Below are 21,968 nucleotides of genomic sequence, written 5' to 3' on the forward strand. Positions count from 1 at the left end.
CCGGGGCCCCGGCAAAGCACCCCGTGAGGAGCCCGCGGCGCCCCGTCAGGAGCCCGTGCGCTCTTCCCCGGCCTTGTCGGCCTCCTCGGCGAGCACCCTGCGGGCCACCGCGAAGGCGGTGTTGGCGGCGGGCACCCCGCAGTACACCGCGGTCTGGAGCAGCACCGCGCCGATCTCCCCGGGGCTGAGCCCGATGCCCAGCGCGGCGCGCACATGCATCGCCAGCTCCTCGAAGTGGCCGTGGGCCACCAGCGCGGTGAGCGTGATCATGCTGTGCTCGCGCCGCGACAGGGTGTCGTCGGTCCAGATCTCGCCCCAGGCGTAGCGGGTGATGAAGTCCTGGAAGGGGGCGGTGAGCGCCGTGGTGGCCGTCTGCGCGCGGTCCACGTGGGCGTCGCCGAGCACCGTCCTGCGCACCGCCATGCCGCGGCCCGCGTCCCCCGCCAGATGGGCGCGCAGCGCCGTCAGCACCGCCTCGGGCCGCTCCGCGGGCGCCAGGTGGGAGGCGCCGTTCAGCTCGGTGAGGGTGGCGTCGGGCACCGCGTCGGCGATCCTGCGCAGATGTTCGGGCGGGGTCGCGGGGTCGGCGCGGCCCGCGATCAGCAGGGTGGGCGCGGTGATGTCCGCCAGCCGGTCGGCGATGTCGAAGGCGGCGAGCGCGTCACAGCACGCCGCGTACGCCTCCGGGTCGACGCGGCGGTGGTCCTCGACCAGTCCCGGCACCGTGAACCCGGGTGTGAACCACCGCTCGGGCGCGCTCTCGGCCAGCCGGCCCACCCCCTCGCGGCGCACCAGCGCGGCACGCTCGTGCCACCGCTCGGCGCCGCCGAAGTCCGCGGAGGAGCAGACGGCCGCGAGCGAGGTGATCCGCTCCGGGTGGTGCACGGCGAGGTGCAGGCCCACCGCGCCGCCGAGCGACACGCCCGCGTACGCGAACCGCTCCACGCCCAGCGAGTCGGCGAGCCCGAGCACCAGGTCCGCGAGGTCCCCGACGGTGGCTCCGGCCCCGACGAGAGCCGCGGGGGAGCCGCCGTGGCCCGGCAGGTCCCAGCGGATCACCCGGTGGGACGCGGACAGTTCGGGCGCGACGGCGTCCCACAGGCGGAGGGAGGTGCCGAGGGAGGGGCCGAGCAGCAGCGGGGGAGCGGTGGGCGGTCCCTCGGCGCGGTGGTGCGGCAGCCGTTCTGCGGTCACGACGGGTGCGTCCTCTCTCGGGCGGCGCGGGTCGGGAAGGGGGGCGGTGGGTGCGGGAGCGGTCGGCGGTGTGCGGGGGCCTTCTCGGGCCCGGGTGGTCGCCGGGGCCGTGTCACGGGCGCTTCAGGGCGCGGTCGGTCAGCGGCCCCGCGAGGCCGGTGTACCGGTCGGGTTCCGTGAGGGCGGCCAGGTCGAGCCCGGCGGCCCCGGGCGCGTCGGAGAGCAGTTCCGCGAGCACGTCGGCGAGCGGGCGGCCGGTCTCGCGTGCGGTCGCCGCGGCCCGGGTCAGCAGGGCGCGGGCGCGGTACGCGCCGAGCACCGGAGCCAGCGCCGCGGTCAGCCGCTCCGAGACAATCAGGCCTCTGGTCAGGCCCAGATGGGTGCGCATCGCCGCGGCGTCCACGCGCAGCGACCCGGTCAGGCCGACGGCGGCCTCGGCGGCGCCGCCGACGGTGCGCAGCAGGTCGCGCAGCGGCTCCCACTCGGCGTGCCAGGCCCCCGCGGGCCGCTCGTCCTCCGCGGCCATCGCCCCGTACAGCACCGCCGCCGACTGCGGGGCCCTGCGGGCCGCCGTGGCGATCAGGGTGGCGCGCACCGGGTTCGACTTGTGCGGCATCGTGGACGAGCCGCCGCCCGCGCCCTCGGCGACCTCCGCGGTCTCGGTGCGCGACAGCAGCAGCACATCGGCGGCGAGCTTGCCGAGCGCGCCCGCCGTGAACGCCAGCGCGCCCGCGAGGTCGCCGAGCGGGGTGCGCAGGGTGTGCCAGGGCAGGGGCGCCGCCGCGAGCCCCAACTCCCGCGCATATGCCTCGGACAGGGCCCGTACGGGCTCCTCACGGCCGTCGGCCTGTTCCAGGAAGGCGGCCAACGTACCGGCGGCGCCGCCGAGTTGCGCGGGCAGCGCGGCGCGCACCGTGCGCACCCGGTCGCGCGCGTCGAGCAGCAGTGAGCGCCATCCGGCCGCCTTCAGGCCGAACGTCGTCGGTACGGCGTGCTGGGTGAGGGTGCGTCCCGGCAGCACGGTGTCGCGGTGGGCCGCGGCGAGCCGCCCGAGGTGGCCCGCGGCACGCTCCAGGTCCGCGGCGAGGGTGTCGAGGACACCCGCGGCGAGCAGCATCAGCGCGCTGTCCAGGATGTCCTGGCTGGTGGCGCCGTGGTGCACATGGGGCGCGTGCTCCGCGCCGACCGCCTCGCGCAGGTCCCCGACGAGCGGGATCACCGGGTTGCCGCCCGCGCGGGCGCGCAGCGCGATGCCCCGCGCGTCGAACGCCGCGGGCCGCGCCGCGGCGGCGGCCACCGTGTCGGCCGCGGCGGCGGGCGCGAGGCCCGCGGTGGCCGCGGCCCTGGTGAGCGCCGCCTCCGCGGCGAGCAGCGCGCCGAGCACCGCCGTGTCCGAGGTGGCGGCCTCGGCCGCCGTGCCCGCGATGCCGGGCGCGAGCAGCGCGACGTCGCCGCCCGCGCCGCCCGCGGGGTCCTGGGTGTCGCCGAGGCTCACGTGAACTCCAGGAAGACCGTCTCGCCCTCGCCCTGAAGGCGGATGTCGAAACGGTACGTCCTGTTCTCCTCGGGGACCGCGACCAGCGTGGCGCGCCGCTCCGCGGGCAGCGAGGCGAGCAGCGCGTCGCCGCTGTCGCCCAGGTAGGCGCGGGTGTAGAGGTGGTGCAGCAGGCCGCGGGCGAACACGCACACGCTGATGTACGGGGCCCCGCCCGGCTCCAGGGTGAAGAGCGCGTAGTGCCCGTCCGCGTCGGTGCCGACCCGGCCGAAGCCGGTGAAGTCGGTGCCGTTGCGCCCCAGATAGCCGCCGTCGACCGGGTCGCGACGCAGCGATCCCGGCTTCCCGTCGAGCGAGCCGTCCGGCGCGGCCTGCCAGAACTCCAGCAGCGCGTCGGGCACGGGGTCGCCCGCCCCGTCGAGGACCGTGCCGTGCAGGACGACGGTGTCGGGGTGCCCGGGCGGGGCGATGCGGCCCCCGTCGGGGAAGGGCAGCGCGTAGCCGTAGAACGGGCCCACGGTGTGTGACGGGGTGGGTGCCAACTGCCCTTCCCCCGCTGTCTGTTCGGCCTGCCCGCTCATCAGCGTCCCTCCTCGGCCCAGGTGGCGGACGGGCCGTCGAGCACCACGTCCCACTCGTACCCGAGCGAGAACTCGGGCTCCGACAGCTCGTGCCGGTAGTGGGCGACAAGGCGTTCCCGCGCGGCGGTGTCGGTGACCGACCGCAGGATCGGGTCGTACGCGAACAGCGGGTCCCCGGGGAAGTACATCTGGGTGACCAGGCGCTGGGTGAACGCGGTCCCGAAGAAGGAGAAGTGGATGTGCGCGGGCCGCCAGGCGTTGTCGTGGTTGCGCCAGGGGTAGGCGCCGGGCTTGATGGTGGTGAAGCGGTAGCGGCCCTCGTCGTCGGTGAGGGTGCGGCCGACGCCGGTGAAGTGCGGGTCGAGCGGGGCGGGGTGCTGGTCGCGCTGGTGGGCGTAGCGCCCGGACGCGTTCGCCTGCCACACCTCGACGAGCTGGCCGCGCACCGGCCTGCCGGAGCGGTCGAGCAGCCGTCCCGTGACGGTGATGCGCTCGCCGAGCGGCTCGCCCTGGTGCTGCACGGTGAGGTCGTTGTCGGTGTCGGTGACGTCGGTGGGCCCGAACACCGGCCCGGACAGCTCCACCGTCTCCGGGTCGCCGCCCTCGACGGCGACCGGCGGCCGGGTGGGGTGGCGCAGCACGGAGCTGCGGTAGGGGCGGTAGTCGCGCCGGGGGTGGCTGCGGTGCGGCGCGCCGTCGGCGACGGCCTTGTCGTACGCGCTCTGGAGGTCGGCGACCTCGTGGTTGATGTCCGACTGGGTGAGAGCCATGGGAGTCCCTGGGGGTGCGTTCCTTCTGCCCTGTCTGATGGGTGTGCGGGGTGTGCCGCGCGTCGGGTCAGCGCGCCCGGGCGGCGGCGAGGCCCGCGGGGACCGTGACCGCGGCCCCGGTGCGCTCGGCGACCTCGGCCGGGGTGGTGCCGGGCGCGCACTCGCGCAGCACGAGCCCCGTGGCGGTCACGTCGAGCACCGCGAGGTCCGTGATGACGCGGTCCACGCAGCCCCTGCCGGTCAGCGGCAGGTCGCACTCCTCGACGATCTTCGGGGAGCCGTCCTTCGCGGTGTGGGTCATCAGCGCGATCACCGTACGGGCCCCGTGCACCAGGTCCATGGCGCCGCCGATGCCGGTGATCATCTTGCCGGGCACCGCCCAGTTCGCCAGGTCGCCACGGGCGGAGACCTGCATGGCGCCCAGCACAGCGGCGTCGATGTGGCCGCCGCGGATCATGCCGAAGGAGAGCGCGGAGTCGAAGAACGCGGCGCCCGGCAGCACCGTGACCGTCTCCTTGCCCGCGTTGATCAGATCCGGGTCCACCTCGTCGTCGGCCGGGTAGGGGCCCACCCCGAGGATGCCGTTCTCCGATTCGAGGACCACCTCGACGCCCGCGGGGAGGTGGTTGGGGATCAGGGTGGGCAGCCCGATGCCGAGGTTGACGTAGCTGCCGTCGGCCAGTTCGCGCGCCGCCCGCGCCGCCATCTGCTCACGCGTCCACGCCATCAGCCGGACACCGTCCTCTTCTCGATCAGCTTGTCCCGGGCCTGCTCGGGGGTGAGGGGCACCACCCGCTGCACGAAGATGCCCGGCAGGTGCACCGCGTCGGGGTCGAGGGCGCCGGGCTCCACCAGCTCCTCCACCTCCGCGACGGTGACACGGCCCGCCATCGCGGCCAGCGGGTTGAAGTTGCGGCTCGCCTTCGCGAAGACGAGGTTGCCGTGCCGGTCCCCGCGGGCCGCCCTGACCAGGGCGAAGTCGGTCCTGATGCCGTGTTCGAGCACATACGGCACACCGTCGAACTCGCGCACCTCCTTGGGCGGCGACGGCAGCGCCACCCCGCCCGCGCCGTCGTAGCGCCAGGGCAGTCCGCCGTCCGCGACCTGGGTGCCGACCCCCGCGGGCGTGTAGAACGCCGGAATCCCGGCGCCGCCCGCGCGCAGCCGCTCCGCGAGGGTGCCCTGCGGGATCATCTCGACCTCCAGCTCCCCGGCGAGGTACTGGCGGGCGAACTCCTTGTTGGCGCCGATGTAGGAGCCGGTGACCCGGGCGATACGGCCGGCGGCGAGCAGCACCGCGAGGCCGGTCTCCATGGCGCCGCAGTTGTTGGACACCACCCTGAGGTCCGTCACACCGCGGGCGTGGAGCGCCTGGATCAGGGTGTTCGGGACCCCGCTCAGACCGAATCCGCCGACCGCGAGCGAGGCGCCGTCCCCGACGTCGGCCACCGCCTCCGCGGCGCCGGCGACCACCTTGTCCATCCGCGAGCCCTCTCCGTCGCATGGCCGTGCCACCCTGCCCCCAGTGCCGAGATAGTCAGGGCACTGAGTAATTCTTCGAAGCGGGGCTTACGCTGCCACTCGTCCGACTGGGCAGTCAATACCCGGTTCAACGAGGGCTTTCCCCGGGTGTCCCGTAGTGTGCCGGGAGGTGTACGCGGCAGTATTGTTCCGTGCACGGTGTAAAGAAGCGGAGGCGGAGCATGGACGCGGTTGACCTCACGACCCACCCGGGGCACCTCGCACGACGCCTCCAGCAGGGCCACTACCTGCTCTGGAACGCGATGGTGTCCGAGGAGACCACCTCCCCGCAGTTCGCCGTGCTCAACGCCCTCATGGCGGAGCCGGGCCTCGACCAGCGCGGGGTGGGGGAGCGGGTCGGGCTCGACCGGTCCACCGTCGCGGAGGTCATCACCCGGCTCTCCCGCCGCGGCCTGCTGGACAAGGTGCGCGACCCGGGCGACGGCCGCCGCTTCGTGCTGCGTCTGACGCCGGAGGGCGCCCAGGTCCACCGCAGGCTGGTGCCGCGCACCGCCCGCATGAACCAGGTGTTCCTCGCGCCGCTCTCCGCCGAGGAGCGCGCACAGTTCTTCGGCCTGCTGCGCAGAGTGGCGGACGCCGCCGAGGCCCTCCGCTCACCGGAGACCGCCCCGCCGCAGGCCCCGCCCGTTCCTCAGAGCCCCATGACCTCCCCCAGGTCGTAGACGGGCGGCACCTCCAACTGCCCGTAGCCGCAGTCCTCCGGCGCCCGGTCGGGGCGCCAGCGGCAAAAGCGCGCGGTGTGCCGGAAGCGCGCCCCGTTCTCCATGTGGTCGTACGCCACCTCGCACACCAGCGCGGGCCGCAGCGGAATCCACGACAGGTCCTTCGTGCCCGACCAGCGGCTCGGCGCCCCGGGGAGCCTGGCCGACTCGTGCGCCGACTCCTCGGCCCACCGCGCCCAGGGGTGGCCGGCCACCGACTCCATGCGGTAGGGCGCCAGCTCGTCGATCAGCTCGGCGCGCCGCCGCATCGGGAACGCCGCGCTCACCCCCACGTGCTGGAGCACCCCCTCGGCGTCGTACAGGCCGAGCAGCAGCGAGCCGACCACCGGGCCGCTCCTGTGCAGCCGGTAGCCCGCCACCACACAGTCCGCGGTGCGCTCGTGCTTCACCTTGAACATCACCCGCTCGTTCTGCCGGTACCCCATCCCCGGCGGCTTCGCCACCACCCCGTCGAGCCCCGCCCCCTCGAACCGGCTGAACCACTCCCCGGCCAGCTCCTCGTCGAGCGTCGCGGGTGCCACGTGCACCGGCGGCGCCACCCCGGAAAGCGCCTCCACCAGCCGTGCCCTGCGCTCCTCAAGCGGGGTGTCCAGCAGTGCCTCGCCGTCGAGCGCCAGCACGTCGAAGGCCACGAGCGACGCCGGGGTGCGCTCCGCCAGCGTCCGCACCCGGGATTCGGCCGGATGGATGCGCTCGGTCAGCGCGTCGAAGTCGAGCCGCCCCTCCCTGGCGATCACGATCTCCCCGTCCAGTACGCACCGCTCGGGCAGCCGCTCGCGGAGCGCGGCCACCAGCTCGGGGAAGTACCTGGTCAGCGGCTTCCCGGTGCGGCTGCCCAGCTCGATCTCGGCCCCGTCGCGGAACACCACCGTACGGAACCCGTCCCACTTCGCCTCGTACTGCATCCCCGGCGGAATGCGCGCCACGGACTTGGCGAGCATCGGCTTCACGGGGGGCATCACCGGTAGGTCCATAGGCCGATTCTGGACGATCCACCCGATATGCGCGCCGCGGGCGGCCCGCCTACCGTGGTCGTCATGGGCGCAGCCAGCAAGGCCGCCCCCGTCGACCTCGACGCGGGCGGCCGTACGGTACGGGTGTCGAGCCCCGACCGGGTCTTCTATCCCGAGCGCGGCTTCACCAAGCTGGACGTGGCGCGCTACTACCTGGCCGTCGGCGAGGGCATCCTGCGGGCGCTGCGGGACCGCCCCACCACGCTCCAGCGCTTCCCCGAGGGTGTCGGCGGCGAGTCGTTCTTCCAGAAGCGGGCCCCGAAGAACCTGCCCCCGTGGACTCCCACCGCCCACATCACCTTCCCCAGCGGCCGCTTCGCCGACGAGATGTGCCCCACCGAGCCCGCCGCCGTGGTGTGGGCCGCCCAGTACGGCACCCTCACCTTCCACCCCTGGCCGGTGCGGCGCGCCGACACCGAGCACCCCGACGAGCTACGGCTCGACCTCGACCCCCAGCCCGGCACCGGCTACGCGGACGCCGTGCGCGCCGCGCGCGAGCTGCGCGCCCTCCTCGAAGAGCTGGGCCTGACCGGCTGGCCCAAGACCTCGGGCGGGCGTGGCCTGCACGTCTTCGTGCCGATCGAGCCGCGCTGGACCTTCACCCAGGTGCGGCGCGCCGCCATCGCCTGCGGGCGCGAGCTGGAGCGGCGGCTGCCCGGCCGGGTCACCACCGCCTGGTGGAAGGAGGAGCGCGGCGAGCGGATCTTCGTCGACTACAATCAGACCGCGCGCGACCGCACCATCGCCTCCGCCTACTCGCTGCGCGCCCGCCCCCGCGCCACGGTCTCCGCGCCGCTGCGCTGGGAGGAACTCGACAACGCCGTGCCCGAGGACTTCGACCTCGCGACCATGCCGCGCCGCTACGCCGAACTCGGCGACGTGCACGCCGCGATGGACGACCGCCGCCACACCCTCGACACCCTCCTCGAACTGGCCCGCAGGGACGAGCACGACCACGGCCTCGGCGACCTGCCGTACCCGCCCGAGTACCCGAAGATGCCGGGCGAGCCGAGCCGGGTCCAGCCGAGCCGCGCCCGCCCGAAGCGCGCCCCGGAGAGCGAAGGACAGGACCCGCCGCCGCAGTGAGACGTGCCGGGCCCCGCAAGCCCGCCGCGCGCGCTCACTCCACCCCGTACACCCGCGCCGCCCGCTCCGGCGACACCAGGCCCTCGGCCACGTCTCCGAGCACCGCGTCCCGCTCCCGCGCGCCCGGCGGCCCGAAGCCGCCGCCGCCCATGCCCCTGACCCGCAGCACGTCGGCGGCGCCGAGGCGGCCCGCGAGCGAGCGCGGCTGCTGCGGCAGGAGTTCCGTCTCACCGGCCAGCTCGTCGAAGTCCGGTACGTGGTCGCGCAGCAGCGCCGCCACGTCCGTGCCCCGCTTGACCTCGACCGAGGCGGGGCGGCCCGGCAGCCCGCCCGCCGCGCCCGCCGCGCCGTGGTCCCTGCCGATGTAGAACGTCAGCTCGTCGCACTCCGCCACCCCGAACAGGCACCGCGACCACTCGCCCGCGAGCCCGCCGCGGAACTCGCCCGCCCCCTCGCTGTCCGGCACGAGCCCCCGGGAGAGGTAGAGCACCGGGTAGCGCAGCTCGTACGACTCCACGCTGGGCAGCGCCGTGTTGGTGGACCCGGCGATGTTGGCGACGTCGATGCCGTCGGTGTGCCGGCGGGCGCCGCCGCCGTGCATCGTCGAGTCGCCCTTCATACTGAACCAGCGCCCCCGCGCGTCCCGCCCCGACCAGGACGCCTCCGTGAACGCCCACCCCCACTGCGCCTGGGCGCGGAACTCCTGCGGGGAGCCCAGCACGGCCTGGGTGAGCAGCCCGAGCACCAACTGCTGCGCCTTCCAGCCCGCGAGCGTGGAGGCCCCCGAGCAGGGCGCGGGGAACTCGGCGCTGAGCACGGTGCCGGGCGGCAGCGTGATGTCCACCGCGCGGAACGTGCCCTCGTTGACCTCCAGATCGGGGAAGAGCTGGCAGGCCAGGATGTTGTGCATGTTCGCGACCGTGCAGGGCGCCGCCGAGTTCACGAACGTGGCCGACTGCGGATCGGTGCCCGTGAGGTCGAACCGCAGCGCGCCGCCGCGGACGTCGAGCGTGGCCACCAGCGCGTACTCGCGGTCGTAGTCCAGCGTCTCCCGGTACGCGTAGTGGCCGTCGGGCAGCGCGGCGATCCGCTCGCGCGCCGCACGCTCCGCCAGGTCGAGCGAGGTCGCGCAGGCCGCGCGGTAGGCGTCGAGGCCGTACTTCCCGATGAGGGCCCGCAGCTTCTCCGCGGCGGAGTGGTTCGCCGAGATCTGCGCCCTGAGGTCCATGTCCTGGTGGCGCGGCATGCGGACGTTGTCCGAGAACAGCGCGAAGACCTGCGGGTCGATCACGCCCTCCCGCACCAGCTTCAGGCCCCGGATGGTGATGCCCTCCTGGTGGGCGTCGGTGGCCAGCGGGGCCCGGCCCGGGCTCATCGCGCCGATGTCGATGTGGTGGATCGCGTTGCCCACCCAGCCCGCGAGCACGCCCTCGGCGAAGACCGGCGCGATCACCGCCACGTCCAGCGAGTGCAGCGCACCCGCGTGCGGATCGTTGACCATGTACATGTCCCCGGGGCGTATGTCGCCCGCGAAGGTCTCCCTACAGCTCGCCAGCATGTAGGAGAGCGTGGTGCCGTGCCGGGGCATCCAGGTGGAGTAGACGATGGTGCGGCCCTCGGCGTCGGAGACGTTGAAGCCGAGGTCCTTCGCCTCCACCACGGTGGGGCTGACCGCGCACCGCTGGAGGACGAGGCCGCCCTCGTGGCCGATCCTTGCCAGCCTGTTGTGGATCACCTCCGCGGTGATCGTGTCCGCGATCCCGCTCATGCCGCGCCCCCCGTCCGCCGGGCCCCGCCCGGCTCCATGACCAGACTGCCGAGCCCGTCCACCCGGGCCGTCACACCGGGCGGCACCCACACCGTGTTGCCGGGATGGTCGACCACCGCGGGCCCCTCGACCACCGCGCCGGGCGCCAGCGGCCCCACGAAGCGGTCCACCTCGGCGAAGCCGTCGCCCGTCCAGGCGCGCCTGCGCCCGGCGGGGGCGGGGGAGTGCGCCGTGGCGGGCTCGGGACGGGTCTCGGGGCGCGGCGTCCTGCCGACCGCGCGCACCGTGAGCGTCACGCACTCGACCCCCGCGTCCCGTGACGACGTGCCCGCCCCGTACCGCGTCTCGTAGCGCTCGACGAAGTCCTTGACCGCGCCCGCCAGCAGCTCCCCGGTGATCTCGCCCTCCGGCAGCGGCACCGTCACCGCGTGGGTCTGGCCGCGGAAGCGCATCGAGGCCGAGCGCGCCATCGAGCGCCGCTCCGGCGGTACCCCGTCGATGTCCAGGTTCCTGTGCCCGGCGGCCTCCAGGTCCGCTGCCGCCGCCGCGATCGCCGCGACGTCGTCCGCCGCCACCGGCACGCTCCGCGACAGCACGTGCTCCAGATGCGAGGCCACCACCCCGAACGCCGACAGCACGGGCGCGAGCCGGGGCACCACCACCCGGGCGATGCCGACCTCGGCGGCCATCGCCGCCGCGTGCAGGGCGCCCGAGCCGCCGTACGCGAACAGGGTGTACTCGCGCGGGTCGAGGCCCTGCGCGACGGTCCTGCCGTGCACGGCGTCCGCCATCGACGCGTCCACGATCGCCAGGACCGCGGCCGCTGCCTCCTCGGCGCCGAGGCCCAGTTCCCCGCCGAGCCTTCCCATCGCCGCCACCGCCGCCTCCCGGTCCAGCGGCAGGCTGCCCCCGGCGAGCCCGTCGGGGTTGAGCCGGCCGAGGACGCAGTCGGCGTCCGTGACCGTGGCGCGTTCCCCGCCGCGCCCGTAGCACGCGGGCCCGGGGAACGCGCCCGCGCTGCGCGGCCCGACCCGCAGCCTGGTGCGGTCCTCCACCCACGCCACGCTGCCGCCGCCCGCGCCCACCGACACGATCTCGATCGCCGGCGCCGCGATCTCGTGCCCCGCGAGCACCCCGCGCTCCCTGCGCCCCGGCTGCCCGTCCGTGATCAGACTGACGTCGAGGGTGGTGCCGCCCATGTCCGCGCAGAGCACATGGGAGATGCCCATGCCCTCCGCGAGCAGCCGGCTCGCCAGCACCCCGCCCGCCGGTCCCGAGGACAGCAGCGACACCGGGGACCGCGCGGCGTCCGCGGGCGAGAGCAGGCCCCCCGCCGACGTCATGACCAGCGGGCGCGGCCCCAGGCCGTCCCCGGCGAGCCGGTCCGCGACACCCAGCAGATGGTCGCGCACCGGGGGCCCGAGGCGGGCGTTGAGCGCGGTGGTGGCGCAGCGCTCGTACTCGCCGATCAGCGGCGCGCACTCGGACGAGGTCGTCACGAACCAGTCGGTGCGCTCCCGCAGCAGCGCCGCCACCTCGTCCTCGTGGGCGCTGTTCATGAACGACCACAGCAGCCCGACCCCGACCGCCTCCACGCCCTCGGCGCGCAGCCGCTCGATCGCCTCCTCCACATCGGACCTGCGCAGCGGCGTCAGCACCTCGCCCCCTGCCACCACCCGCTCGCTGACCTCGTGGACGAGACGCCGCGGTACGAGGCTCGGGGCGCGGCTCGCGGTGAGGTCCTGGCCGATGCGGTCGCGGCCCATGCCCGCGATGGCCAGGGTGTCCCTGAAGCCCTTGGTGGTGAGGAACCCCGTCCTGGCGCCGTCCCCCTCCACCAGCATGTTCGCGGCCTGGGTGGTGCCGTACGCGAGCTTGGCGACCCGCGCGAGCAGCGCGCCGCGCCCGGTGCCGACGGCCTTTGCGAGCCGGTCGAGGCAGTCCACGAGGCCCCGTACCGGATCGTCGCGCCTGGTGGGGCTCTTGACCATGACCGGGTCGTGCCCCGGCCTGATGAGGACGGCGTCGGTGAACGTGCCGCCGACATCGACACCTGTCAGCCAGTCTCGGCCAGTTCCCACGGGAGGTCCCTTCTGGTGGCTGCCTTCGGTACGCCCCTGCCCGGCCCCGCGCCCCGCCGCCGGGGCACGCGCGCCGTGCCGCTAGCGCGCGCGGTCAGGGGTCCCGGCGCGCTCCCTGCGCAGCAGGTCGTCGATGCGCCTGGTGCGGTCGAGGAAGCGCGGGTCGTCCTTGACCCGCTCGTCGCGCGGGCGCGGCAGACCGACCTCGACGGTCTCCTGGACCTGGCTCGCCGGGCCCCGGGACAGCACCACCACACGGTCCGCGAGCAGCACCGCCTCGTCGATCTGATGGGTCACAAGCAGCGTGGTCTTGCGGGTCTCCTGCCAGATCCGCAGCAGCTCGTCCTGCATGTCCTCGCGGGTCTGCGCGTCGAGCGCCGCGAACGGCTCGTCGAGCAGCAGGATCTCCGGGTCGACGGCCAGCGCCCTCGCCAGGTTCACCCGCTGCTGCATACCGCCCGACAGCTCGTGCGGGTACTTCCGCGCGTGCTCGGTGAGCCCGACGAGTTCCAGCATCTCCATCGCCCGCGCCCGCGCCGCCGCCCTGCCGTCGCCGCGCACCCGCAGCCCGTACTGCACATTGCCCAGCACGTTCCGCCACGGGAAGAGCGCCGCGGACTGGAACACCTGGCCCACCGAGCGGTCGGGCCTGCGCACCCGCCGCCCCTGGGTGGTGATGGTGCCCCGGCACGGGGTGAGGCCCGCCACCGCCATCAGCAGCGACGACTTGCCGCAGCCGCTCGGCCCCACCAGCGCCACGAACTCGCCGGGCCCCACCCGGAACGACACCGTGTCGACGGCCCGCACCACCTCGCGCGACCTGCGCGCCACATACTCGACCGACACCCCGTCGACGACGATGCCGCCGTCCGCGCCCGCCTCCCGGCCGTCCTCCGCGCCGGGCGCCCCCGCCTCCCGTACGGCCCCCGGCCGCCGTGCCGCGCCCATCACACCTCCCACTTGGTGAAGAACCGCTCCACCCGGCGCAGCAGCAGCGTCAGCACGACACCGAAGCCCGCGATGATGAAGAGGGTGACGAAGACCAGGTTGAGCTGGAAGTTCTGGCCCGCCTGGTTCATCGTGAAGCCCGCCCCCGCGGACGCGCCGACCAGCTCCGCCACGAACACCCCGATCAGGGCCTGCCCGATGCCGAGCCTGACGCCCGCCGCGAGCGACGGCAGCGACGCGGGCAGCGCGATCGTCAGCAGCGTCTGGAGGCCGCTCGCCTGGAAGCCGCGCCCCACGTCGATCAACTGCCGGTCGACGCCCCGCACCCCCGTCGACATATTGATCATGATGGGGAAGATCGCCATGGTGCCGACGATCACCGCCTTGGACTCAAGGCCGATGCCGAACCACACCACCATCAGCGGCGTCAGCGCGATCCGCGGCGAGGCGTAGAAGAACGTCACCAGCGGGTCGGCCAGCGCGTCGAACCTCCGGTACCAGCCCAGCGCCACGCCCAGCGGCACCCCCGCCACCAGCGCGCCGCCGAAGCCGAGCAGGAACTCAAGTCCGCTGGTCTTCATGTCCGTCGCGGCCTGTGGAGAGGACAGATAGGTGCCCGCCTCCACCGCCACGTCCTTGGGCGAGCTGATGAAGAACGGGTTGATCAGTTCGAGCGCGGCCGTCACCTGCCAGGCCGCGAGCAGCAGTACGACGCCCAGCACCCCGAGCAGCGCCCGCTCGTGCGCCCGCGCCCAGCCGCCGAGCGTCCTCGCGCCCGCGAGCCCGGCGCCGGGCGCCGCCTTCACCCCCGCCGCGCTCATGACGCCCCGCTCCCGGCGCCGCCGCCCGTCCCGGAGCCCGGCCCGGAATCCGGCCCGGAGCCCGCCCGGGAGCCCGGCAGCCCGAGCCGCTTCACCGTCTTGATCGCCTCGTGCACCACGCCCGCCATCGGCAGGCTCAGGCCCACCCGGTCCGCCTCTTCGAGGACCATGCTCATGTCCTTCGCGGCCCAGGGCATGTCGCGCGGCCGGTACCAGGTCTCCAGCGCCCAGGTGCGCCCGCTGCTCTCCAGCAGCGCCTCCCGCATCAGACCCAGGTCGACGCCGAACTCCTCGGCCAGCCAGAAGCCCTCCGACGTCGCGGTGATCGACGCCCACAGCACCAGGTTGTTCACCAGCTTCGCGGCCTGCCCCGCGCCCACCGCGCCCAGGTGGAACACCTCCTTGCCGAAGCACGCGAACACCCCGCGGCACACCGCGTAGTCCTCGGGCGCCCCGCCCACCAGGACGAGGAGTTCGCCGTCGAGCGCCGCCTTCTCGCCCTTGCACAGCGGCCCGTCGAGCACGGCGACGCCCGACGCGGCGGCCAGCGCGGCGAGTTCGCGCATGGCGGTGACGGTGATGGTGGCAAGCACCACCAGCGTCCTGCCGCCGCCCGGGTCCCCCGCGGCGCCGTCGGCGTTCCTCCCGCTCTTCCACGCGGCGCAGGCGGCCTGCGTCACGGAGCGCACCGCTGCCTCGGTGTCGACCGCGACCAGCAGCAGGTCGCACTCGGCGAGCAGTTCTTCGAGGGTGCCGGGGACCGGCACCCCGTCCGCGCGGGCCGCCTCGGCGGCGTCCGCGTCGAGGTCGAACCCCGCGACCCGGAAGCCGCCCGCGGCCACATGGCGCGCGATCGGGCGGCCCATCTTGCCGAGGCCGACGACGCCGACCCTCGGGTGCTGCCGTTCGCCGGCCTGGCCCGGCTTGCTGATCCTGCTCACTGCACATCCCCTGTCTTCAGGGCGAATCCGTGGTCCTTGAGGAAGCCCTGGCGGTCGAGTCTCCTGAGGAAGGTGTCGTTCATCAGCGGCTTCACGTCGACCTCGCCCACATCCGGGGTGCTCGGGTAGTCGACGTAGGTGCGCAGCGCGTCCTCGTACATGTTCGGGTCGAGGATGTCGGCGTAGTCCTCGTAGACGGTCTCCGCGGCCTGCTCGGTGAGGCCCTGCTGGTGCCTGCGGATGCTGGCGACGGTGGCGGGCCTGTCGGACCTCGCCAGCGCCATCGCGTCGATGACGGCCTTCAGATACGCCTCGACCGCCGCCGGGTACTCCTTCGCGAACTGCTTGGTGGTCATCACGTACGAGTTGGCCTCGGCGACCTGCCCCGAGAGGTCGGCCACCTCGTGCGCGCCCTGCTTCCGCGCGGCGATGTTGAGCGGTGTCGACAGCACGGCCGCGTCCACGGCGCCGCCCGCGAGGGTGGAGACCAGGTCGCTGATCTGGGCCGCGGGCACGACGGTGTAGTCCTTGTCGGGTTCGAGGCCGAACCTGTCGTGCAGGTAGGCGTACGCGGCGAGGGCGGGCGGCGCGAACTTCCCCGAGACACCGAGCCGTCTGCCCCTGATCTGCCGGGGGTCGGTCAGCTTCTTCGACATGATCCGGAACACCGGTTTGCTGGTCTTGCCCGCCACCAGCTCCAAGTCGTGGTTGCCGGCGGCGGTCGCGTTGATCACGTCGGAGGGGGCGTCGTTGCCGATGTCGGTGCTCCCCGAGATCAGGGCGGCGCCCCCGGTGGGCGGCGGCACCAGCTTCAGCACCGAGGCGGGGAGCCCGTACTTCGCGAACAGGCCCTTGTCGTAGGCGAGCCACACCGGGATCTCGGTGCCGCTGACGCAGCAGGTGAACACCCGCACCTCCCGGGGCATGCCGTGCGCGCCCGGCTGCCGCGACGTGCTCTCGCCGCACCCGGCGGCGAGCAGCCCCAGGCACGCGGCGAGCGCGGCGGCGGCCCGCCCGCGGGTGGTGCGGCGCCGCCGGTCGCCCGGCGGTCGTGAAGGTACGGCCATGCGGAAACCACCACCTTCCCGGCCCTGCCGGGCCAGGTGAGCGCGGGTGCGAGCCGGTGCCGCCCGGCGCCGCCGGACGGTGTGGGTGCCTCAGCGGGCGGACGCGTACGACCTCGTGCCCCAGGTCGCCAGCGTGCCGCCGTCGACCCTGACGTCGAGTCCCGTGATGAAGTCGGCCTCGTCCGAGAGCAGGAAGCGGACCGCGTGCGCCTGGTCGTCGGGGGTGCCGAGGCGGCCGAGCGGGATCTCCGAGAAGTCCCGCGTGGTGGTGCCGTCGTCGGCGAGCGCGGGCCCCGTCTTGGTCGGCGACACCGAGTTGACCCTGATCCGGTGCGGTGCCAGGTCCATCGCCATCGCCCGGGTCAGGTTGAGCACCCCGCCCTTGGCGGAGCAGTACGCCACCGCGTTCTTGCGGCCCCGGTGGCCCGAGGTGGAGGCGACGTTGACGACGGAGCCGGGGCGCCCGGCCGCCACCAGCGCGCGGGCGAACGCCTGGCTCATCAGGAAGGTGCCGGTCAGCGCCACCGAGAGCACCCGCTGCCAGTCCTCGTACGAGGTGTCGAGTATGCCCCTGGGCACCGACACGGCGGCGTTGTTCACCAGCGCGTCCACCACGCCGACCCGGTCCGCGACCTCCTCGAAGATGGCGGACACCCCGGCGGGCGAGGCCACGTCGCCCGCGACGGGCACCGCCTTCCCGCCCTCGGCGGCGACCAGCGCGGCACACCGCCCTGCGGTCTCGCGGTCCCGGTCCACGCACACCACCGCCGCGCCCGACTGGGCGAGGAGGGTGGCCACCCGCTGCCCGATGTTCGGACCAACCCCGGCGACGAGCGCGGCACGTCCTTGCAGATCGATCACGGGAACTCCCTGAGTTGGGGGAGGGACCTGAGAAGAACCGGCCGGGGCGGACGGACGCGCCCCGTGGTGGCCGACATGGCCTGGTGAATGGATTTTGGATTTACCGTAAGACCAAAGTCAACACACCGACACCACGTTTCCGCACGACGGAACGCCACCCCGACGAACGCCGGGCCCGGGGTCCAAGAAGAACCACCACACGCAAGAACGGGGCCCGCCCCCCAAGGGACGGGCCCCGCTCGGTGCACCGCGCGTGGAGCGCTACAACTCCTTCACCCGGACGTCGCGGTACGAGACCACGTCGTCCGTGCTGTGGTTCTGGAGCCCGATATAGCCCTCGGCCCAGCGCCTCGCGTCGGTGCCCGGGTCGTCCGACCGCGGCGGCTCGAAGACCTGCCCGCCGTTGTTGTCGAACTCGTTGATCAGCACACCGTTGCGGTAGATCGAGAAGTGCTGGCCCACGACCCGGATCTCGTAGTCGTTCCAGGTGCCCTTCGGCGTCACCTGCGCGCCGGCGAGGCCGACCCGGTCGAAGCCGTACACCGAACCGGTCTTGTACATGTCGCCGGTCGGTCCGTCGTACACCTGGATCTCGTGGCCGTACTCGATGGCGACCCACTCCGGCCTCGACTCCTGGGGGAAGTCGTGGACCCACGGGAAGCGCACGAAGGCGCCGCCGTTGGAGTTGTAGTCACCCGCGCCGTCGTCCCGCCACTGGAACTTCAGTGAGAAGTCCCCGTACTTGCGCTGCGGGTACCACAGCATGCCGAGGCTGCCGCCGACGGTCTTGCTCGTGGTGAGCGAGCCGTCGTCGTTGAGGTCGAACGCGCCGCCGCCGACGTGCTCCCACTTGTCCAGGGACGCCTGGGTGCCGTCGAAGATGGTGGTGTAGCCCGAGGTCTGTCCGGGCTTGCCGATGTTCGACTGCTTGGCCGCCTTGTTGATCTTCTTGTACTCGCGCTTGTCGATGACACCGTCGAGGTAGAGCTTGTCGGTGACCGTCTTGACGTGCTTGACGAACAGCGCCGCCGACGTCCACTCCTTCTCGTCCTCGATCAGCTCGTTGATACGGCAGCGGTTGCTGGTGAGCCGGTTGGGGATACCGGTGTCCACCGTGCCCACGAACACGTGGTCCCGCTCGTCGAACTCGGGGCACGGCGGTGTCGGCACCCCGCCGCCCTGGACGACGCGCAGCGACAGCGACTTCGCGTCGCTGGTGTTGCCCGCCTTGTCGCTCGCCCGGTACTGGAGGCTGTGCGAGCCCACCCGGTCGAGGACGACCGGGTCGGCGTAGGCGAGGAACGGGCCGCCGTCGACCGAGTACTCGGTCTTGTCGACGCCGGACTCCGCGTCGGTTGCGTCGAGCGTCACCTTGGCCGAGTTGACGTAGGCGCCGTCCGAGTTCTTCTCGCCCGACACCTTCGCGGTGACCTCGGGCGGTGTGGTGTCCTCGACGGGCGCCGCCACCACCGTGAAGTCCGTGGACTTCTCGTCGGCGACGTTGCCCGCCTTGTCGGTGGCCCTGAAGCGCACCGAGTAGTCGCCCGGCTCGTCGAACAGCACCGGCGCGTCGTACGTCTGCCAGTCGCCGTCCGCGCCGATCGCGTACTCGATGGTGTTCACCCCCGAGCCGTCGTCGGACGCCGTCACGGTCACCGTGGCACTGCCCACGTAGGCGCCGTCGTCGTCCTTGTCGCCGCTGACCGTCGCCGAGGTCTCCGGGGCCGTGGTGTCGCTGGTGTCCGGCTCCGCGACCGCGAACTCGACCGACTTCTCCTCGGAGGTGTTCCCGGCCTTGTCGGTGGCGCGGTAGCGCACCGTGTGGTCCCCGACGGTGTCCACCACCACCGCGTCGGTGTACGGCTGCCACTCGCCGTCCGCTTCGAGCGCGTACTCGACGGTGTCCACGCCCGAGTTGTCGTCGGTGGCGCTGACGGCGACCGTCGCGGAGCCCACGTAGGCGCCGTCCGCGTTCTGCTGCCCGTCGACCGTGGCCTCGACCTCGGGCGCGGTGGTGTCCTCACCGCCGCCGCCGTCCGTCACCACCAGGGTGCCCGACATCTGGGCGTGCCCCGGCTGGGAGCAGAAGTAGTGGTACGTGCCCGGCGTCAGCGTCACCTCGACGGAGTGCTTGCCGCCCGCCGAGTCCAGCGGACTCGCCAGGATGTTGACGTTGACGTCGTTGTTGTACGCCGGGTCCGAGGTGTCGAACGTCAGCGTGTGCGCCATGCCCGTGGTGTTGCCGGTCGCCTCGCTGTTCTCGAAGACGATCGTCGCCGGGCCCGCCACCGCCGTGTCGGGGACGGAGGCGTACTTGGTCATGTCGTTGTCGCCGGTCCAGGTCAGGGTCTGCGCCGCGGCCGCCTTGGGGCTCGCCTTGCCCCCGGAGGCGTACGCCGCCGTGGAGCCGAGGCCGAGCACCAGCAGCAGCCCCATGAGCAGGGCCATCAGGCGCGGCGGACCCGCCGCACCTCTTCTTCGTCGTCCGGGGGGTGCGCTGCGCATCATCCGTCCTTCCTGGCCAGGTCCTTGGCCGCCGGAGTGGGCGCCCCGCCGTGGTAGGTGACCCGCCACAGCGCGGACTGGTCGTCCCAGGTGAAGAAGCCGCGCCCGTAGTCGAGGACGTACAGCGACCCGTCGGGCGCGAACTCCCAGTCCATGAGGTTCCTGATGCCGCCGTCACCGACCGGGATGATCTGCCGCAGCGAGTCCGCGTGCACCGGGATGCCGCCCTCGCCCTGGGTCTTCGGGTCCATCAGCACGGCGTGCCGCGGGTTGGTGGCGTCGTAGAAGTCGCCGACGAACCACTTGCCGTCCCAGTACTGCGGCCACTTCACGTCGCTCTTCAGCGACTTGTCGAAGCGGTAGACCGGCCCGTCCATGGTCGCCTGGCCGCCGCCCTGGAGCCAAGGCTCCAGGTACTGCGCCTCGTTGACGTCGTACGACGGGATGCCGTTCTCGTCGCGCGGGTAGTCGGGGGCGCCGCCCTGGGGCGAGTACCAGATGTTGTTGCCGGTCACCGGCGGCAGGTTGACCAGGCCGTCGTTGTTCGGCGACTCGTTCTTCGGGTGGTCGCAGTCGTACCAGTCCTGCGGCACCGTCGGGTCGGGCAGCTCGCGGTCGCGGTACGGCTGCTTGTTGCCCATGCAGAACGGCCAGCCGCGGTTGCTGGCGTGGGTGATCACCGCGAAGGTGTCGTACTTGGCAGGTCCCCACGTCGGCGACGGGTCCTGGGCGTCGGGTCCGACCCAGCCCGCGTACAGGATGTCCGTCTTCTTGTCGACGTAGATGCGCGCCGGGTTGCGCACGCCCATCGCGTAGATCTCGCCGCGGGTCTTGCCGCCGCCCTCGTCGGTCTCCTTGCCGGTGAACAGGTTCCCCTTGGGGAGCGTGTACGTGCCGTCCGTCTCGGGGTGGATGCGCAGGATCTTGCCGTTGAGGTTGTTGGTGTTGCCCGCGGTGCGCCGGGCGTCGGCGAACGAGACGCCCTGGAAGTTGGGCTCCGGGTTGTTGCCCGAGTAGCCGTCGCTGTACTGCGAGGAGTTGTTGTCGCCGACCCCGATGTACAGGTTGCCCTTGGAGTCCCAGGTCATCCCGCCGCCGGCGTGGCAGCAACTGTGCACCTGGGCGGGCCAGCTCAGCAGCACCTTCTCGCTGTCGAGGTCGAGCTTGTCGGTGGCCGGGTCGAGGGTGAAGCGGGACACCGTGCGCTTGTCCATGTGCTTCTCACGGTCGAGGTCGCGGTACGGGGTGTAGTACACGTACACCCAGTGGTTGTCCGCGAAGTGCGGGTCGAGTTCGATCCCGAGCAGGCCCTCCTCGATCTTGACCAGCTCGTCGCCGCCGCCCTTGTTGCCGAAGACGGGCAGCTCGGCCGCCAGCTTGACCTTCTTGGTGTCGGGGTCGTAGATGTGGATCGTGCCCACGCCCCGGCCCATGTCAGGGTCGTCCCAGTCGGTGACCACCGGCGCGTCGTTGCTCTCGCCGCCGCGGCCGATGTAGAAGACCCGGCCGTCGGGGGCGATCGTCATGCCGTGCGGCTCGGCGATCTGGTCGTGCTCGCCCGGCTGGTTGGGCACGGTGACCCGCTCGGCCTTGTAGTTGGCGTTGATGGTGGCCTTGCAGTCGGCACGTACCAGACGCGTGGTCCACAGCAGCGCGCCACGCAGGTGGTCGCGGAAGTCGGCCTCGTCGAACGTCGTCGCGGTGCCGCCCATCCCGGTGTAGAAGGACCGCCCGCCGTCGTAGTCGCGGCACCAGGAGATGGGGTGGTCCACCCCGTTGGCGCCCTCGCCCGGCTTGTAGGAGGACTCCCGCACACTGGCGACGGTGTGCACCTTGCCGGTCGGGTTCTCCGCCCAGTTGGGCCAGGTGTCGGTGCGGTTCCACTCCAGCGGCAGCGTCTTGGTCGCCGGATTCTTGCGGTCGCCGACCTCGACGACCGCCTTCTGCGCCGACGACGGGGTGTCCGCCGCGGGGCGCGCCCCGATCAGCCCGGTGTACCAGTCCGAGTACGGCTCCGCGGAGGCCGCGTCGTGGATGCCGACGAAGCCGCCGCCCGCCTCGACGTAGCTCTTGAGACCGGCCTCCTGGGCGGCGTCCAGGACGTCACCGCCGCCCGTCAGGAAGACGACCGAGTTGAACTTGCCCATCTTGTTGGCCTTGGTGAAGACGGCGGCGTCGTCGGTGGCCTGGATGGTGAACTGCTGGTCGGCGGGGCCCGACTGGCCGATCTTCTCGATCGCCTCGATGCCCGCGTTCACCGCGGGGGACTCGTCGCCCTCCGCGGCCGACCCGTAGAACACCAGGACCTTCACGTCGGACGTGCCCGGCGGCGAGGGCAGATCGAGCGCCCCTGCCGGGCGCGCCGAGGCCGCGGGACCCGTGAGGAGTCCCGCGGCCAGCGCTCCGATGGCGGCTACCGCGGCCCACGCGCGCCGCCGCGCGCGGGCCGGTCTGTATGTGGCTCTGCTCAACCCTGGTACGGCTGAGGGTTTCTGATGCGGTTTGAGCCGCATGAATACACCCACCCCTCGTCGGTCATAGCAACAGCGCCGATGAAGCTAGACCCCTTTTCG

Annotated in this window: 18 protein-coding genes; 2 read left to right on the forward strand and 16 right to left on the reverse strand. The window is 73.1% G+C overall.

Annotation, left to right across the window (positions count from 1 at the left end; translation table 11 throughout):
• Window positions 1-45: 45 nt before the first annotated feature.
• From pcaD to ACIBIW_RS26335, 6 genes are all read right to left on the reverse strand, one after another.
• A complete protein-coding gene (gene pcaD, locus ACIBIW_RS26310) occupies window positions 46-1,194 on the reverse strand; it encodes a 3-oxoadipate enol-lactonase (protein WP_399339513.1) in 1,149 nt (382 codons plus the stop codon).
• Window positions 1,195-1,306: 112 nt separating this feature from the next.
• Window positions 1,307-2,689, reverse strand: coding sequence for a 3-carboxy-cis,cis-muconate cycloisomerase (gene pcaB / locus ACIBIW_RS26315; protein ID WP_399339515.1), 1,383 nt, complete (start codon window positions 2,687-2,689; stop codon window positions 1,307-1,309).
• Window positions 2,686-3,270: a protocatechuate 3,4-dioxygenase subunit alpha gene (pcaG, locus tag ACIBIW_RS26320; RefSeq protein WP_399339516.1), complete on the reverse strand. Its 585-nt coding sequence runs from the start codon at window positions 3,268-3,270 to the stop codon at window positions 2,686-2,688. The genes pcaB and pcaG overlap by 4 nt, the downstream gene beginning before the upstream one ends.
• Window positions 3,270-4,040: a protocatechuate 3,4-dioxygenase subunit beta gene (gene pcaH, locus ACIBIW_RS26325; protein WP_399339517.1), complete on the reverse strand. Its 771-nt coding sequence runs from the start codon at window positions 4,038-4,040 to the stop codon at window positions 3,270-3,272. Before pcaH ends, pcaG begins: the two co-directional genes overlap by 1 nt.
• Before the next feature lie 67 nt (window positions 4,041-4,107).
• Window positions 4,108-4,767, reverse strand: coding sequence for a CoA transferase subunit B (locus ACIBIW_RS26330; protein ID WP_399339518.1), 660 nt, complete (start codon window positions 4,765-4,767; stop codon window positions 4,108-4,110).
• Window positions 4,767-5,522 carry a CoA transferase subunit A gene (locus ACIBIW_RS26335; protein WP_399339519.1) on the reverse strand — a complete coding sequence of 252 codons (756 nt, stop codon included), beginning with the start codon at window positions 5,520-5,522 and terminating at the stop codon, window positions 4,767-4,769. The genes ACIBIW_RS26330 and ACIBIW_RS26335 overlap by 1 nt, the downstream gene beginning before the upstream one ends.
• A 221-nt stretch (window positions 5,523-5,743) precedes the next feature.
• Between ACIBIW_RS26335 and ACIBIW_RS26340 the strand changes: the two genes are divergently transcribed.
• The gene (locus tag ACIBIW_RS26340) at window positions 5,744-6,244 is read left to right on the forward strand and encodes a MarR family winged helix-turn-helix transcriptional regulator (protein ID WP_399339520.1); all 501 of its coding nucleotides are present in this window, start codon (window positions 5,744-5,746) and stop codon (window positions 6,242-6,244) included.
• Here ACIBIW_RS26340 and ACIBIW_RS26345 read toward each other — a convergent pair.
• A complete protein-coding gene (locus ACIBIW_RS26345; RefSeq protein WP_399339522.1) occupies window positions 6,214-7,278 on the reverse strand; it encodes an ATP-dependent DNA ligase in 1,065 nt (354 codons plus the stop codon). The two genes, ACIBIW_RS26340 and ACIBIW_RS26345, sit on opposite strands and share 31 nt — an antisense overlap.
• A 63-nt stretch (window positions 7,279-7,341) precedes the next feature.
• Between ACIBIW_RS26345 and ligD the strand changes: the two genes are divergently transcribed.
• Complete coding sequence (ligD, locus tag ACIBIW_RS26350) at window positions 7,342-8,403, forward strand: non-homologous end-joining DNA ligase (protein ID WP_399339523.1); 1,062 nt, start codon at window positions 7,342-7,344, stop codon at window positions 8,401-8,403.
• 34 nt (window positions 8,404-8,437) lie between these two features.
• Here ligD and ACIBIW_RS26355 read toward each other — a convergent pair whose 3' ends face one another.
• The 9 genes from ACIBIW_RS26355 to ACIBIW_RS26395 form a co-directional block, all read right to left on the reverse strand.
• Complete coding sequence (locus tag ACIBIW_RS26355; protein WP_399339524.1) at window positions 8,438-10,171, reverse strand: hydantoinase B/oxoprolinase family protein; 1,734 nt, start codon at window positions 10,169-10,171, stop codon at window positions 8,438-8,440.
• The gene (locus tag ACIBIW_RS26360) at window positions 10,168-12,252 is read right to left on the reverse strand and encodes a hydantoinase/oxoprolinase family protein (RefSeq protein ID WP_399339525.1); all 2,085 of its coding nucleotides are present in this window, start codon (window positions 12,250-12,252) and stop codon (window positions 10,168-10,170) included. Before ACIBIW_RS26360 ends, ACIBIW_RS26355 begins: the two co-directional genes overlap by 4 nt.
• A gap of 81 nt (window positions 12,253-12,333) precedes the next feature.
• The gene (locus ACIBIW_RS26365) at window positions 12,334-13,200 is read right to left on the reverse strand and encodes an ABC transporter ATP-binding protein (RefSeq protein ID WP_399339526.1); all 867 of its coding nucleotides are present in this window, start codon (window positions 13,198-13,200) and stop codon (window positions 12,334-12,336) included.
• Window positions 13,200-14,021, reverse strand: coding sequence for an ABC transporter permease (locus tag ACIBIW_RS26370; RefSeq protein WP_399339527.1), 822 nt, complete (start codon window positions 14,019-14,021; stop codon window positions 13,200-13,202). Before ACIBIW_RS26370 ends, ACIBIW_RS26365 begins: the two co-directional genes overlap by 1 nt.
• Window positions 14,018-14,962, reverse strand: coding sequence for an NAD(P)-dependent oxidoreductase (locus tag ACIBIW_RS26375; protein ID WP_399339528.1), 945 nt, complete (start codon window positions 14,960-14,962; stop codon window positions 14,018-14,020). The genes ACIBIW_RS26370 and ACIBIW_RS26375 overlap by 4 nt, the downstream gene beginning before the upstream one ends.
• Window positions 14,959-16,029 (reverse strand): ABC transporter substrate-binding protein, encoded by a 1,071-nt coding sequence (locus tag ACIBIW_RS26380; RefSeq protein WP_399339529.1) that lies wholly within the window; start codon window positions 16,027-16,029, stop codon window positions 14,959-14,961. The genes ACIBIW_RS26375 and ACIBIW_RS26380 overlap by 4 nt, the downstream gene beginning before the upstream one ends.
• A gap of 90 nt (window positions 16,030-16,119) precedes the next feature.
• Window positions 16,120-16,890, reverse strand: coding sequence for an SDR family NAD(P)-dependent oxidoreductase (locus ACIBIW_RS26385; RefSeq protein WP_399339530.1), 771 nt, complete (start codon window positions 16,888-16,890; stop codon window positions 16,120-16,122).
• Window positions 16,891-17,151: 261 nt separating this feature from the next.
• Entirely contained in the window at window positions 17,152-19,338 is a 2,187-nt protein-coding gene (locus tag ACIBIW_RS26390) for an OmpL47-type beta-barrel domain-containing protein (protein ID WP_399339531.1), read from the reverse strand.
• Between the two features lie 56 nt (window positions 19,339-19,394).
• Window positions 19,395-21,908 (reverse strand): ThuA domain-containing protein, encoded by a 2,514-nt coding sequence (locus ACIBIW_RS26395; protein WP_399339532.1) that lies wholly within the window; start codon window positions 21,906-21,908, stop codon window positions 19,395-19,397.
• Window positions 21,909-21,968: the final 60 nt, after the last annotated feature.

The organism is Streptomyces sp. NPDC050560 (genome assembly GCF_044457285.1).
Lineage (GTDB): Bacteria > Actinomycetota > Actinomycetes > Streptomycetales > Streptomycetaceae > Streptomyces.